Consider the following 15,562-nt stretch of genomic DNA (forward strand, 5'->3'; position numbering starts at 1 on the left):
GATAAATAGTTCATTTATTAATAGCTTTTCTGATAAATAGATTCTAAAAAACTCATATCTAGAGAAAATTTATCAAAGCACTGCCGTAGAATAGATATTAACAAAGGACGCATGGTTGTAAAAATAACCACTGATCTTTTTAATACGCATTTTAATACCTATCTCAAACCTATGGTGCTTGTATGTCTACCTCAATGTTGTCCCAAGTAGTTACTAACACGCTAGCAAACACAGTCTCGCGCTTACCGTTGCCTTTGATTTGGACAGCAGGCAGTACTCAGCAACGCACATTGATACTAGGCGTAATACTGGCGGTACTGTCAAATGTCTTGTTCGGTGTGCTCTATGCTTATAGCAGCTTTTTAGCACCGTTATCCGGTACGCAAGTATTCATTTGGCGAATGCTGGCCATGTGGGCGGTGCTGATGGGTTATTTATTGATGAGTGGCAGCTTTGGTTTGCACTTGAGTAAGCTAAAAGCGTTGCGCACGGTCAAGCAATGGGCTTGGCTGCTGCTACCGACACCAATATTTCTCAGTCAGCTGTGGTTGTTTGTATGGGCGCCTGTGAATGGGCAAGGAGTTCAAACAGCGATGGGATATTTTTTATTTCCACTGATGATGGTGATATTTGGCTGCGTCTTGTTTGGCGAAAAGCTCAGTCGATTGCAGTGGCTGGCTGTGGCGTTGGCTGTACTGGGCGTGGGTAGTGAAATTGTGCGTACGCAAAGCGTATCTTGGGCCACGCTTTGGGTGTGCGGTACGTATCCTATTTATTATATCTTACGCCGCTTGCAAGACATCGGCGCGATTACTGGATTGTTGGTTGATCTGACTATTTTTGCCCCATTTGCCTTGGGGTATTTGTGTTTCTTTGCGCCCAGCAGTCTAGTGTTGGTGACCGGTTCTGGTTTTTTTATCATGATGCTCGCAGGGTTGGGGTTACTCAGCGTTTTGGCCATGAAAACCAATATTGATGCCAGTCAAATGCTGCCTGTGAACCTTTACGGCATGATGAGTTATTTGGAACCTGCGTTATTGTTTATTTTGGCAATAACCGTGCTGGGTAATCCTTTTGAATCTGCCATGATTTATAGTTATGGGTTGATTTGGCTTGGCATTGCTTGCTTGATGACCCATGGTATACGTCAATTGTGCCGCGCTCGTAAAAATATACAAATGACAAAAATGGCTAAGGCTGTTTAAGACATAGCAATAAAAAAGGACGATCCAATTAAATTGAGTCGTCCTTTTTACGTTATCGTTGATTCGAAATAAAATCGATACATTAATCGCCTAGTGCTATTGGTATAAATTTTTCTTGCATGCTGCTAAAAAGAGGCTGCGAAAATTGGTATCAGCAGTACTGTAGCGCTTTTAAAGTATTGTAATTATAGATGGGTTTAATTTTTCGACTTATAATCAATCGCATTTAACCCAAATGCTGCTTAAAGCCGCGCTGCTTATCACGCTCCCAGTCGCGGTCTTTTAGCGTTTTACGTTTGTCATGTTGCTTTTTACCCAGTGCCAAGCCAATTTGGCATTTCACCAATGAGTTTTTCCAGTAACAAGACAAAGGCACGCAGGCATAACCTTTTTGATTGACCGCGCCAAACAGTTTTTCAATCTCACGGCGATTGAGTAGCAGTTTACGCGTACGAATGCTGTCTGGGCTGACGTGCGTTGAGCTACTAAGTAGCGGCTGGATATGCGCGCCAAATAAGAAGGCTTCATTATTACGGAAGATGACATACGCTTCGGTAATGGTCATTTTTCCGGCACGAATGGCTTTGACTTCCCAGCCCTGTAGCGACAGACCAGCTTCAAACGTCTCTTCGATAAAGTACTCATGGCGCGCTTTTTTATTGGCACAGATTTGATTGTCAGGCTTTTTTGATTTTTTTGACATAATTTCTCCATAAGAACAGGGTGAAAAATACCATGCTCTTATCTGACTAGTCCTACTAATTCCTCATCCTAATTCCATGATTTGGAGTGTCTTACCGTTGCTTGATAAGACGGATGAGTCGAACCAAGTATTGTAGCAAAGTCGCTGGTGAAAAGGTAAGTGAGCTGTTAGGACAAATGTAGCAGATAAGTATTAAGTTTGAGCAAAATTTGCTAGCATATGCCCTAATATTATCGATCTTACTAGTCACTCTATGAATAGTCACGCTATGAACCATTCCACTTCTGCCAATTCTTCAAAGCTACATACCAAGATTTTGTATCCTGGTACTTTTGATCCCATCACCAATGGTCATGTGGACTTGGTCACGCGAGCCACCAAACTGTTCGATGAGGTAGTAATCGCAGTCGCTTTGGGTCATCACAAAAAGCCATTGTTTAACTTTGAGGAACGTGTCGACCTAGTTGAGACCGTATTTGCTGACTTACCGCAAGTATCAGTGATTGGCTTTGAGGGTTTACTGGTCGATTTCATGCGTGAAAAAAATGCCACCGCCGTCTTACGCGGACTACGCGCCATGTCAGACTTCGAGTATGAATTTCAGCTGGCCAATATGAACCGTGAGTTGGATGAAAACTTTGAAGCAGTCTTTTTAACGCCTTCTCAGAACTACTCGTTTATCTCGTCTACCATGATTCGCGAAATTGCCAAGCTTGGCGGCGATGTCAATAAATTTGTTCCTTCCTGTGTGTCGCAAGCTTTTGTGGAAAAATTGAACCTTAAGTAGGTCTGGGTCTTGTAAATTCAGTTTCTGAATAGATATAGGATTTTTGCTAATAATACTGACTAAAACCGTCATATATTATTTGTTATCGATAATATACACCATATAAAAGGAGCAGTTTATGGCGCTATTAATCACTGATGAATGTATCAATTGTGACGTTTGCGAGCCTGCCTGCCCAAATGAGGCGATTTCAGAAGGCGATGATATCTATGTCATTGACCCTGATTTATGTACCGAATGCGTGGGTCATTTTGATGAACCGCAATGTGTGGTGATTTGCCCTGTTGACTGTATTCCTCACGATCCAAACCATGTCGAAACCGAAAATGATTTATTGGCTAAATACAAACGCATTACGGGTCAATAAGTTGTTTAAAATATACCAATGTAGGCTAGGTATAAAACATCTTAGAACCCATATCCGGCCAGTATCTATCTTGCAGAAACGCTACCTACAGAGATGCTATTTAATCCTTTCTCAACTGATCTACGCTCATATAAAAAATAAACCAAAAAGAGATTCCCAGCCAAGCGTGAGGTTTGCTATACTAGCGCGCTTGGTAGACTAGGCAATCGCCGCTGCTCACTGGCAACAGATTGAGTAGGGGAGGAAAGTCCGGGCTACATAGGGCAGCGTGCCAGCTAACGGCTGGGCAGGGTAACTTGACGACCAGTGCAGCAGAGAGGAGACCGCCTTTGACGTAGTTGATTGTCGCAAGACGTCAATGTCATCGGTAAGGGTGAAAGGGTGCGGTAAGAGCGCACCGCGTGAATGGCAACATCTCACGGCATGGTAAACTCCACGCGTAGCAAGACCAAATAGGCATCGGCATGGCGCGGCCCGCGTTCGATGCGGGTAGGTTGCTTGAGCGTATCAGCGATGATACGCCTAGAGGAATGATTGTCCACGACAGAACCCGGCTTATCGGTTTACCAAACCTTTTTCTTGTTCTTTATAGTGATAATTGCATTTATATTGAATAAAAATGACGTTTTTTGCAAAATGTGCCAATTAGGGGTTGACGATGTTCAACAGCTTGGGCATAATGTGCATCCTAAAATGGCGATGTAGCTCAGCTGGTTAGAGCGCATGACTCATAATCGTGAGGTCAAGAGTTCAAGTCTCTTCATCGCCACCATTTATAGTAAGACGGTAGTATTTAAAAAGCCAATCCTTTGAGATTGGTTTTTTTTTGCCTTAAGAAAAGAGTGAACCCTAGGTAGTATCGTTAAACACTTTTAAAATATCGGCGTGCTAAGTGTTCATTCCCTACGGATTCCTTGCTCAATTATAGGTTTATCTGTTTAGGAACAGATTAATTGTTGTAACTTATGTCCCGCTTACTTATCATAGGGATTGTTTTCGGTAAAGTCCTGTAACGCTATGTCTGTACAACTTCCTCCTTATCGTCCTATTAAGCACCGCAGTGGCCTTAAAGTCATGGGCGCAGCATTTCATGCATTACTGATGCGTGAGCTGCAAACGCGCTTTGGTGGGTATCGTTTGGGTTATTTATGGGCACCGTTGGAAGTTCTTCTTCAGGTATTAATATTTTTAGTGATATTTGGTGCTATTCGCGAACGTTTAGTTCCGGGAATGGACTATTCCTTATTTCTAGTTGCCGGTATGGTCCCGTTCCGTATGTTTCAGAAAATAGCCACAAGAGCGTTAGGGGCTGCTGATGCCAATAAAGGACTACTGATGTACCGATCCATCAAGCACATTGATGTGATTATTGCCCGTTCCTTCCTAGAATTGGTTATTTACTTTTTTACATCGATACTACTGTTAGTGGGTCTGGCCTTCTTTGATATTTATGCCAATCTAGAAAGTCTGCACGTCGTTTTATTTTGCTGGGTAACCTTTTTCATATTTAGCTTTGGTATTGCTCTAATTATGATGGTTATTGGATTTTACGGTGGTGAAATAAGCAAAGTAATCACGATATTCTTTACTATACTCTACTTTACCTCTGGGATTATCTACCCCATACATATCATTCCTGAGCCTTACTTTAGCTATCTGCTTTATAACCCGTTTATTCATAATATTGAATTAATGCGTCATGCATTTGCTCCTAACTACCCTGCTTATCATATTGATATAAGCTACTTTTTGAAATGGATGTTTGCGGTAAATTTTTTAGGATTGTTGCTCTATAAATATGCTGAACGTGACATGATTCGTTCTCGTTAAATGTGACTACACAAGACATAACATACAAGGTGAATAAATGATTGAAATTAGAAATGTTTCTAAGTCATTTATGACCAAAAAAGGTCGGCACTATCTGTTTAAAGATCTCAATCTGACCATTGGTGATAAAAAAAGTGTGGGTTTATTAGGTCGTAATGGGGCGGGTAAATCGACTTTGCTACGTATCATATGCGGACTTGATGAACCAGATCAGGGTGAAATTATCACTGATTCGACCATCTCGTGGCCAGTGGGCGTGGCAGGTGGCTTTCAAGGCAGTCTTACGGGCAGACAAAATGTCCGTTTCGTCTGCCGATTGTATTCAAGCGGTCCTTATATTGATGAAAAAATCAGATTTGTAGAAGAGTTTGCTGATATCGGTAGTTACTTTGATATGCCAGTCAAGAGCTATTCTTCGGGCATGAAAGCACGCCTAACCTTTGGTTTGAGTTTGGCCTTTGATTTTGATTACTATATGCTCGATGAAGCAGGTGCGGTTGGTGATGCTGCTTTTCGTAAGCGTAGCGAAGAGATTTTAGCGGCACGCCGTGCACAAGCAGGATTTTTAATCGTATCGCACAATATTGGCGATATTAAGCGTAATTGCGATATTGGTATCGTATTAATGGATCAAACAGCACACGTCTTTGACGATACAACAGAAGCGATTGAGGTTTATGAAAAGCATATCCACAAAGCAAAAAAGTAAGGTAATTAACTTCTCGCTGTTTATCGGCTTGGTCATCCTTCCTTGGGTTCTTGTCATATTTTATGTCATGACGCTTGCACATCCACGTTTTATTTCAACCGCTGATGTGGTGGTCAAACAAGTGAGTGATACCAGTGTACCATCCGGTGGTGGCCTATCAGCATTACTGGGCGTCAATAGCACCAGTAAAGAAGATGCGACGTATCTGACAGAGTACATCTTATCCAATGATATGGTGAAGCGCCTTGATAACAAATTTAAGTTTCGTGAAGCTTACCATGTCGATGGCTCAGATCCCTTTAATGAGATTGATCCTGATGCGACCCAAGAAGAATTACTGGCGTATTTCAAAAAACGCGTTCACATTGATTTAGATGAACAAAGTTATGTGCTCTCAGTGTCAACAGAAGCTTTTGATTCAAGATATGCTTTTGAGCTGAACAAAACGATTTTGAATGAGTCAGAACAGTTCGTAAACCGAATTTCTCAGGAAGTTGCGCGTGACCAGTTGGTATTTGCTGAGACTCAATTGGATGAATCAGAAGATCGTCTAAATGATGCCAAAGAGCAACTATTAAATTACCAAAACGAAAACGAGATCTATGATCCAGAATCGAATGCTCAAGTTGTTAATCAGCTGATTGGTAGCTTACAAGCGCAGCTTAGCTCGTTACGTACCGAAGAGCGGCAACTGCTTAGTTACTTAAATCCAGACGCGCCGCAAGTGGTTTCCTTAAGAAGTCAGATTAAAGCGGTTGAAGAACAGATTGCGCAAGAGCAAACCAAACTGACCTCACCTAATACGACTAAGCTAAACCGTCAAGCGGTACAGTTTGAAACCATCAAAGCCGATGTTGAGTTTGCCACTGAGCTCTATAAGTTGTCTTTATCGTCGCTTGAAAAGGCGCGTTTAGAAGCCTTCAAAAAGATGAAGAACTTAATTGTGATCTCAACCCCTTATGAAGCTGAAGAAGCCTTATATCCACGTCGTGCTTATATAATCTGGACATCACTGGTTTTACTATTGATATTCTATGGATTTGTGCGCTTGGTGATGGCGGTTGTTCGTGACCATCGCAGCTAGTTTTCAACCAGATTTCAGTAATGATCGATAGATCAGCAAAGGAATACAACGCATGAATATGAAACCACGTGCTATCGTGACAATGATAAGCTTGGCAATGGCTGCGACGAGTATGCCGATTATGGCAGCCACCAGTTACGCTGACCAAGTATCAGGGACGGGATTTGGCACTAGCAATAATAATATGAGTCAGGACCAAAACCGCAACAATATTAACGTCTCAACGCAAGCGTTTGCGGGCGGTGTGCCAGGTCAGGCCACGACGCAAGAAGCTGTTGATGCGGCAAGTTTGCCAAGTCAATCGGTCATCAATACCACCCGCCCTTATCAAGATATTAATACGCAAGATATGATGTTCGGTGAGCAGTTGTTTCGCGGTGCATTTTCGACCACTTCAGGCTCTACGTTTAATGACAGCTATGTGATCAACCCAGGCGACAATGTACAAGTCAGAATGTGGGGCGCTTATCAATATGCAGCGACCATGACGGTTGATCCGCAAGGTAATATTTTCTTGCCTAATGTCGGACCAGTACGCATCTCTGGTGTACAGAATGGCAATTTGCAAAACGTGGTCAAAAATGCGGTCAGTCGTATTTATCGCTCAAACGTAGGCGTATATGCGTCTTTAGAACAAGCGCAACCTGTCAAGGTATTCGTCACAGGATTTGTCAAACAGCCAGGTTATTATGGTGGGCTTGCAGCAGACTCGGTATTGTCTTATTTAGATAGAGCGGGCGGTGTTGATCCAACTCGCGGTAGCTATATTGATATTCAAATCAAACGTAACGGGCAGATGTTACAGCAAGTCAATTTATATGATTTTTTGCTAGCCGGTAAATTGCAGGCGTTTTCATTCCGTGATGGTGATGTCATTACCGTTGCGCCGCAGAAAAAAACGTTTGAAGTGAGCGGAGAGGTTCAAAATGAATATACGTTTGAATTTGATGTGAATGATCTGACCATTGGTGATGTGCTACAAGTTGCTAGTCCAGCCGCAAATGCGACCAACGTTAGCATTACGCGTAGTGCAGGCCGTGCACAAACAGCAGAATATTACTCACTAAGTGAGGCCCAAAACGTCCCCGTTTATAACGGTGATCAGATGGTCGTGACCTCAGATCGTTATGCTGGCACCATTGCGGTACAGGTACAAGGTGCTCATACGGGTAATGGGGCGATGGTAGTACCATATGGCGCACGTCTCAAAGACATCGTTCCGCAATTGCAACCGGGTCCATTGGCAAAAATGGATCATCTGACTATTTACCGTCAGTCCGTTGCTGAACAACAAAAACGTATGATTAACGAGTCGCTTGATCGCTTAGAAGAGCTAACGCTTGCCACTCAGTCGACCACTCGTGAAGAAGCCGCCCTTCGTCAGGATGATGCCAACTTGGTCAAACAATTTGTGGCCAAAGCTCGTAACGTACAGACTGATGGTCAAATCGTCGTTGTGCCAAACTCATGGCAGGATATTATTTTACAGCAAGGCGATATCATTGAGATACCAGCCCAAACATCAGTCATTTCGGTCAATGGTCAAGTACGAGCGCAAGGAGCGCTGACCTTCAACCCAGATTATACCGTTGGTGATTACATTGCCAATTCTGGCGGTTTCTCTGATAATGCGGATGACGAAGATATCTTAATTATTCATCAAAATGGCGCGAGTGAGGTGGTTAATACCGCCTATCGGATCCAGCAGGGTGATGAGATTATGGTCTTACCGAAAGTCAAAACCAAACGCGTAGAAATTACCCGTGGTTTAGCACAGATTGTTTATCAGTTGGCAGTGGCCGCGAAAGTTGTCTTAGATTTCTAACGAGTAATAGCAGCTCTATTGATTGATGCAAACACAGTGACTACAGGTGGTAAAGATGGCAAAAAGCGGCGCAGATGGAATGAAGGGAGCAGCCGGACCCAATTCTGATAATGCAACACTTTTGCTATCAGACCAGTATCGATTGCCGAAGCGCTTAGCGGTCGTTGGTAAAGGGATGCGCCGCAATAATGTACTGCTATCCCAAGTATTACAAGCGGATATCCAGCGCTGGTATCCATGGACTCGTTTGCAGCAAAGCTTGTCATCGAGTTTCCTACCTCAGCAAATGGCTCATCTATCAAAGCAGCAACCTGATGCCTTTATCGGTTGGGGCCACAAAAAAAGCTATCAACGAGCCAATAAAGCCGCCACACATCAGAAACTTAATACGTTGAGTCTCGAAGATGGGTTTCTGCGGTCGTTAGATTCAGGTATGAGTAGTCGTCATGGATTAAGCGTGGTCGTCGATGATATTGGGATTTATTTTGATTTGACGCAACGTTCACGTCTAGAGCAATTAATCATTGCCCGTGCTAACAGTTATGCCAAATCTGAACAACGTGTACTAGATGACCAACATGCCCAGCAATTAATGAGACGTATCTGTAAAGAGCGACTTAGTAAATATAATGCAGTAGAGGACTGTCCGTCGTTAGACACATTGGTTGATACCAACAATGGGGATAAGAAAAAAACGGCTCAAAATTCCCATATTTTATTGATTGATCAGGTCGCTGGCGATGCTTCTGTTCAAGGCGCTGGTGCAAACAAAGGCCAGTTTAGACGTATGCTAAAAGCGGCTTGTCGCAATCATCCAAATGCTCATATTTGGATAAAAGCACACCCTGCCGCAAAATCAGGATATCTCACTTCTCTAAACCTTCCTAAAAACGTCCGTTTATTGAGCCAAGCGCTTAATCCTATTGCATTGCTAGCGCAAGTAGATCATGTTTATACCGTCAGCTCGCATATGGGTTTTGAAGCCTTGATGCTTGGTAAGACCGTCCACTGTTTTGGGGTCAATTGGTATAGTGGTTGGGGTCTTACCGATGACAGCGGCGCACCAAAGCGCTTGTTAAAAATGGTTGAAAAACGCCGTCAATCCCTTGTCACTGCAACCACCACACAAAATCGTCCTACGAAAACAAAGGCGGCGTTGTTTGCGTTGTCCTCTGCCAACCGTATTGATGCAACGCTAGAGACATTGTTTTATAGTGCTTATATTGATTATAGCCGCTATGTGGATCCGGCAACCAAACAGGCATGTGATATTGAAACGGCGATTGAGTGGCTAATGACCAATCGTTATTGGCAATCCCGTCTTGAAGGCAGTCTGACCGTATTTGAGTTTAGTCGCTGGAAATTGCCCTTTGTTAAAGCGTTCGTCGAGCTACCGCGCACCGCGTTATTTATTAAACCAAAACCGCGTCTAAAAAACTTACTGCACCCAGATCATTTTCGCGTCAATTATCAGCAGCCTTTACTGGTCTGGGGCTTAGCCAAACGTCAGCAATTAGAGACAAAAAGACAGAGTCAGTTTGTTAATTCGCCTGCAGCGTTGCCTGCTATCTATTGTATGGAAGATGGATTTATTCGCTCAAATGGCTTGGGTGCGACGTTATTGGCGCCATTGTCTGTAGTGATAGACGAGCAAGGCATTTATTATGATGCTACCAAGCCCTCAGATTTGGAAACGCTGTTGTGTCAGTGTGAGTCACTGAGCGCAGAACAAAAGACACGGGTGCAAAACCTTCAGACCAAACTACTGACTCAGCGGGTAAGCAAATACAATGTTGGGGAAAGTGAAGAGGGTGCTGATAATAGTCAACAGACCTCGTGGATGCAAGAAGCCGAGTTATCTGGCAAACCTCGCATACTCATTATCGGTCAAGTAGAAGATGATTTGTCCGTGCAGTATTGTGGCTCAGCAATTAAAACCAACAGCGCACTGATTGAGCGTGTTTGCCAAGATAATCCCAATGCTTATTTGATTTATAAGCCGCATCCTGATGTGGAAGCAGGGCTACGAGCAGGCAAGGTAACCGATGCGTGTCTGCACCAAGTACAAGCCGTTGCTTATAATACGGCCATGCCTGATTGTTTAGATTGCGTTGATGAGATACACACCATCAGCTCATTGACTGGTTTTGAGGCATTACTTCGCGGTTTAAAGGTGACTTGCTATGGTTTGCCTTTTTATGCAGGGTGGGGCTTAACGACGGATATTGATGCGCAACTACCACCCAACAATATGTATTTAGAAAGACGAAAACGCGACACCTCGTTGACGCTTGAGCAATTAATCTATTGCGCTTTAATCCGTTATCCACTTTATCGTTTACCAAATGGTTATGGGCTTGCGCAAGTAGAGCAGGTGATTGATTATTTGTATCCGCTTGAAGAAACTGTTAAAGAAACATCTCAACTCGGAACGCCTACTCGTACAGATAATACGTCAAAATCGGCGCCGTTTGCTTTCTTGAAACCCGCGCAGTTTAAACGCCGAATGGCCACAAACTTTATGCAGCAACGTCATCGCCTGCAACAACGTTTACGTAAAACGCCTCGCTAAGCAATTCTACATTAGCCGCGCAAATCCATTGCGACAAACAAGGGTTTTTTCGGTATAATCAAATACTTGGCATTTTTTTGCGTGCTCATAATTACGCACGGCTCTCTTTTTTATCCTTCATTTAATGGTAACCCAATTCTATGGCAGCTTCGATGTCTCACTTGCTTACTCATCGACATGTCTTACTGCTTCAAGGAAAGATGGGCGGATTTTTTAACCGTTTTTCAGCATTTTTGCAAACGCAAGACATTAAGGTAAGCAAGATTAACTTTAATGCTGGCGATGCATTTTTTTATCATCATCCTAATACCTACGAGTATACCGATACGTTGGCGCAGTTCTCTGCTTGGTTGCAGGCCTTTATTGAAGAACATGGTATTGATGGGATTGTTTGCTTTGGTGATTGTCGTCCCCATCACACGCAAGCTGCTTGTATCAGCGAGCAACTAGGCATCTCTTTTTTCGTATTTGAAGAAGGATATTTGCGCCCTGATTATGTTACCTTGCAAGAATATGGTATCAATGGCTATTCACGCTTAAATACGGCTGATATTAAAGCGCTTAAAAAAGCCAATGATAAGCCGCTTTACACTCACAATCGTTTTTATCGATTAAGTATTGCTGCCATTGTCTACTACATCATTGCATGGATATATAAAAGTCGTTATCCCCATTATTCGCATCATCGCGGTATGACGGCATGGCAAGAAGCCATCGCTTGGTTAAAAGCACCGTGGCGCAAGCTGCGTGGTTATTTGCCTGATAAACAGCTGCAAAATAGATTGACCAATCAAGACAGCGACAATTATTTTTTGGTTAGCTTACAAGTACACAATGACTCTCAGATTACCCATCACAGTGATTATCGCGATGTGGTACAGTTCATTGATGAATCTATAGCAAGTTTTGCAGATCATGCTGACAAGAAGCACTTACTGGTGTTTAAGCATCATCCATTAGACCGCGGGCACCGAGATTATCGTGAACTGGTCATGAGTCTAGCCGAACGTTACCACGTTACGCATCGTGTTTTTTATGGGTGTGATATGCATCTACCAACGCTCATGAAGCACAGTATTGGCATGGTCACCATTAATAGTACAACAGGTCTACAGTCGGTTTATCATAAAAAACCCACCAAAGTCATGGGCCGCGCCATTTACGATACGCCTAAATTGATAGACCAAAAAGAACTCAAGGATTTCTGGCAGCAACCTAGCCAGCCAGACAATGAGTTTTATCTACGGTTTCGTGAGTATTTGATAGAACAAACACAGCTAAATGGGGCTTTTTACGGTCGCTCGCCATGGATGTATAAATATCTACAGCAAGCTGAAAGTGATTCTATTGAGCTCTCTGAAACCAAGACGCCGCATTAGCTTAGTGTTGCATTGACCAATCACACCTCTCCTAATAAAATCGCCTTACTTTGTAGTGGAAAACTGCTAGAATACCCGTTGGTTTTATTTTTCTATCACCCTTAAATTAGTAGGCGCTTTGTGACTGCATTAGCCAATATTCGTAACTTTTCAATCATTGCCCACATTGATCATGGCAAGTCGACACTTGCTGATCGTTTTATTCAAATGTGCGGTGCCTTACAAGATCGCGAGATGCAGGCGCAAGTACTGGACTCCATGGATATTGAGCGTGAGCGCGGTATCACTATTAAGGCGCAGTCAGTTACTTTGTTCTACGATCACCCAAATGGTGAGCGTTATCAGCTTAACTTTATTGATACCCCAGGACACGTCGATTTTTCTTATGAAGTGTCACGCTCATTAGCGGCTTGCGAAGGTGCGCTTTTGGTCGTCGATGCCGCACAAGGCGTAGAAGCTCAGTCCGTGGCCAACTGTTACACCGCTGTCGATCAGGGCTTAGAAGTCATGGCGGTACTTAACAAAATTGACTTGCCGCAAGTTGAGCCTGAGCGCGTGATTCAAGAAATTGAAGACATCATTGGTATTGATGCTGTGGATGCGCCGCGCGTGTCTGCCAAATCAGGTCTGGGCGTTGACAAATTATTGGAAGCTTTGGTGGAGTTTATTCCAGCACCGACTGGCGACCGCGAAGCACCGCTGCAAGCACTGATCATTGATTCATGGTTTGACAGCTATTTGGGTGTGGTATCTTTAGTACGCGTGCGCCAAGGTACGGTCAGAAAAGGCGATAAAATTTATATCAAATCGACCAAAGAAGCGCATCCGGTTAGCTCTATCGGTGTGTTTACGCCCAAGCCTTTAGATACAGGTGTGTTAGAAGCAGGTGAAGTGGGTTTCATTATTGCTGGTATTAAAGACATTGCTGGCGCGCCCGTTGGTGATACGATTACCCATTCTAAAACGCCTGACGTTGAGCGCATTCCGGGTTTTAAACAGATTACTCCGCAAGTTTATGCTGGCATGTTCCCAGTCGATTCTAATGACTTCGAAAAATTCCGTGAAGCGCTGCAAAAGTTACAGATTAACGATGCGTCATTGTTCTTTGAACCTGATACCTCAGACGCTTTGGGCTTTGGGTTTCGCTGCGGTTTCTTAGGGATGCTGCATATGGAGATTATCCAAGAGCGCCTAGAGCGCGAGTATGATTTGGATTTAATTACCACTGCACCGTCCGTTATCTATGAGATTGAAAAGAAAAATGGCGATGTGATTCATATTGATAATCCATCAAGATTGCCTGAACCGAATAATATCGAAGAGTTCCGCGAGCCGATAGCACGTTGTCAGATTTTGGTACCGCAAGATTACTTGGGTAACGTTATGACGCTTTGTATCGAGCGTCGCGGCGTGCAAGTTGATATGCGATTCATGGGCAAGCAAGTTCAACTGGTTTTTGATATTCCCATGGGTGAAGTGGTCATGGATTTCTTTGACCGCCTAAAATCGGTTTCTCGCGGCTTTGCGTCATTGGATTATAACTTTGAGCGTTATCAAGTCGATAAACTGGTCAGAGTAGATGTGCTGATCAACGGTGACAAGGTGGATGCGCTTGCGATGATTGTGCATCAAGACCAAGCCCGTTTCCGTGGCAATCAGCTGGTGATTAAGATGAAAGAGCTGATTCCGCGTCAGATGTTTGACGTGGCCATTCAAGCCGCGATTGGCAGTCAGATTATTGGTCGCAGTACGGTCAAAGCCATGCGTAAAGACGTACTAGCCAAGTGTTATGGTGGCGATGTCTCGCGTAAGAAAAAGCTATTGTCTAAGCAAAAAGCTGGTAAAAAGCGTATGAAGCAAGTGGGCAATGTAGAAATCCCGCAAGAGGCCTTTTTGGCAGTGTTGAAAGCCGATAGTTAGAGAATAAAAGCGGATAGCTAGTGGTGACACTCGTTTTATTTGATTTTTGCACATAATACGTCAAATTTAGCTGGCCTTATTCTCACAGTAGTGCTTTCAAAGCAGTGAGATAAGCCGCACGTTAATAGGCAATTTGGTATGGATTTTGATTTTAATTTAATTTTAGTGCCGTTAACTATAGGCTTAGGTATTGTTTGGCTATTAGATAAACTGGCGCTCAAACAGCGTAAAACACGTGGCCCTGGTCGAGAAAGCTTATTGGTACGCTGGGCCTATGATTTTTTCCCAGTTTTGGCAGTGGTATTGATCGTGCGCTCGTTTTTGATCGAGCCTTTTAATATTCCTTCCTCTTCCATGGTGCCGACGTTATATACAGGCGATTTTATCGCTGTTAATAAATATGCCTATGGCGTGCGATTACCGCTAACTTACAATAAAGTATTGGATACAGGCGAGCCTGAACATGGCGATGTTGCTGTGTTCCGCTATCCTGAGGATCCTAGCATTTACTATATCAAACGGGTTATTGGCTTGCCGGGCGATACCGTAAGCTACGATCAAGGCACATTGGCTATTAATGATGTTCCGGTTGAAACCAGTCCCGCCGATTTCTCAGCAAATCCTGAATTGACCTCACAGCTGTATTTACCAGGACAAATGGGTCCGGGACAAGTGCTTACAGAAGAAAGTGCTGCAGCGATGGGTCAACAAGAAGAAGGGCAGGCACGATACTTTCAGGAAACACAAGGGGATAATACGCACTTTGTTCGTTATCTAGACGGTATGAATAGCTCGCAATATGCACCATTTTTACAACAGCAATCACCAGAAGTAGTGAGCTCAGAAGGTACTGAGTGGCGTATTCAAGTGCCAAAAGGCCATTATTTTGTGATGGGTGATAACCGTGATCGCAGTGCTGATGGTCGTTTTTGGGGCTTTGTTCCGGATGAGAACTTAGCGGGCAAAGCGGTTTATATTTGGATGCATAAGCCACCAGGATTGAATTTACCTACCTTTGAGCGCAATGGAACGATTGATTAAAGAGTATTCTTGATTGAAGAGTATTCTTGATTGAAAAGTACTACGGATCAAAAGGTGCTATTAATTAAGACCGCAAGCGTCTCTATTGATTGATTTATCGAAGATAGTTTTATGATAATATTATGACTATTTATTAAATA

At 43.3% G+C, this 15,562-nt stretch carries 12 protein-coding genes, 1 tRNA gene and 1 other RNA gene; 13 read left to right on the top strand and 1 reads right to left on the bottom strand.

The features are described 5' to 3' along the window. The first annotated feature begins 182 nt into the window (after positions 1–182). The gene (gene rarD / locus AAJP47_RS06205) at positions 183–1,205 is read left to right on the top strand and encodes an EamA family transporter RarD (RefSeq protein ID WP_346717027.1); all 1,023 of its coding nucleotides are present in this window, start codon (positions 183–185) and stop codon (positions 1,203–1,205) included. A 226-nt stretch (positions 1,206–1,431) separates the two neighbouring features. Here the strand turns inward: rarD and smpB are convergent, their stop codons facing one another. Continuing rightward, a complete protein-coding gene (gene smpB, locus AAJP47_RS06210) occupies positions 1,432–1,908 on the bottom strand; it encodes an SsrA-binding protein SmpB (RefSeq protein WP_087042099.1) in 477 nt (158 codons plus the stop codon). A gap of 268 nt (positions 1,909–2,176) precedes the next feature. Here smpB and coaD point away from each other — a divergent pair, with 268 nt between their 5' ends. From coaD to lepB, 12 genes are all read left to right on the top strand, one after another. Next, positions 2,177–2,695, top strand: coding sequence for a pantetheine-phosphate adenylyltransferase (gene coaD / locus AAJP47_RS06215; protein ID WP_346717028.1), 519 nt, complete (start codon positions 2,177–2,179; stop codon positions 2,693–2,695). A 118-nt stretch (positions 2,696–2,813) separates the two neighbouring features. Beyond that, positions 2,814–3,062 (top strand): YfhL family 4Fe-4S dicluster ferredoxin, encoded by a 249-nt coding sequence (locus AAJP47_RS06220; RefSeq protein ID WP_058024492.1) that lies wholly within the window; start codon positions 2,814–2,816, stop codon positions 3,060–3,062. Between the two features lie 190 nt (positions 3,063–3,252). Next, positions 3,253–3,636: RNase P RNA component class A (rnpB, locus tag AAJP47_RS06225), an RNA gene on the top strand. A 121-nt stretch (positions 3,637–3,757) separates the two neighbouring features. Further along, a tRNA-Met gene (locus AAJP47_RS06230) sits at positions 3,758–3,834 on the top strand. 245 nt (positions 3,835–4,079) lie between these two features. Beyond that, a complete protein-coding gene (locus AAJP47_RS06235; protein ID WP_346717029.1) occupies positions 4,080–4,892 on the top strand; it encodes an ABC transporter permease in 813 nt (270 codons plus the stop codon). A 37-nt stretch (positions 4,893–4,929) separates the two neighbouring features. Beyond that, positions 4,930–5,601 (top strand): ABC transporter ATP-binding protein, encoded by a 672-nt coding sequence (locus AAJP47_RS06240; RefSeq protein WP_346717030.1) that lies wholly within the window; start codon positions 4,930–4,932, stop codon positions 5,599–5,601. Then, on the top strand, positions 5,570–6,685 hold the full coding sequence (locus tag AAJP47_RS06245; protein ID WP_346717031.1) for a KpsE/RkpR family capsule polysaccharide export protein: 1,116 nt from the start codon (positions 5,570–5,572) through the stop codon (positions 6,683–6,685). Before AAJP47_RS06240 ends, AAJP47_RS06245 begins: the two co-directional genes overlap by 32 nt. A 52-nt stretch (positions 6,686–6,737) precedes the next feature. Continuing rightward, a complete protein-coding gene (locus tag AAJP47_RS06250; RefSeq protein ID WP_346717032.1) occupies positions 6,738–8,510 on the top strand; it encodes a polysaccharide biosynthesis/export family protein in 1,773 nt (590 codons plus the stop codon). 55 nt (positions 8,511–8,565) lie between these two features. Beyond that, positions 8,566–11,082, top strand: coding sequence for a capsule polysaccharide biogenesis protein (locus AAJP47_RS06255; RefSeq protein ID WP_346717033.1), 2,517 nt, complete (start codon positions 8,566–8,568; stop codon positions 11,080–11,082). A gap of 140 nt (positions 11,083–11,222) precedes the next feature. Continuing rightward, complete coding sequence (locus tag AAJP47_RS06260) at positions 11,223–12,461, top strand: capsule polysaccharide biogenesis protein (protein ID WP_346717034.1); 1,239 nt, start codon at positions 11,223–11,225, stop codon at positions 12,459–12,461. A gap of 120 nt (positions 12,462–12,581) precedes the next feature. Further along, positions 12,582–14,381: a translation elongation factor 4 gene (lepA, locus tag AAJP47_RS06265; protein WP_346717035.1), complete on the top strand. Its 1,800-nt coding sequence runs from the start codon at positions 12,582–12,584 to the stop codon at positions 14,379–14,381. Between the two features lie 138 nt (positions 14,382–14,519). Further along, positions 14,520–15,422 carry a signal peptidase I gene (gene lepB / locus AAJP47_RS06270; RefSeq protein ID WP_346717036.1) on the top strand — a complete coding sequence of 301 codons (903 nt, stop codon included), beginning with the start codon at positions 14,520–14,522 and terminating at the stop codon, positions 15,420–15,422. Positions 15,423–15,562: the final 140 nt, after the last annotated feature.

This window comes from Psychrobacter halotolerans, assembly GCF_039680845.1.
In the GTDB taxonomy this organism is placed as follows: Bacteria; Pseudomonadota; Gammaproteobacteria; order Pseudomonadales; family Moraxellaceae; genus Psychrobacter.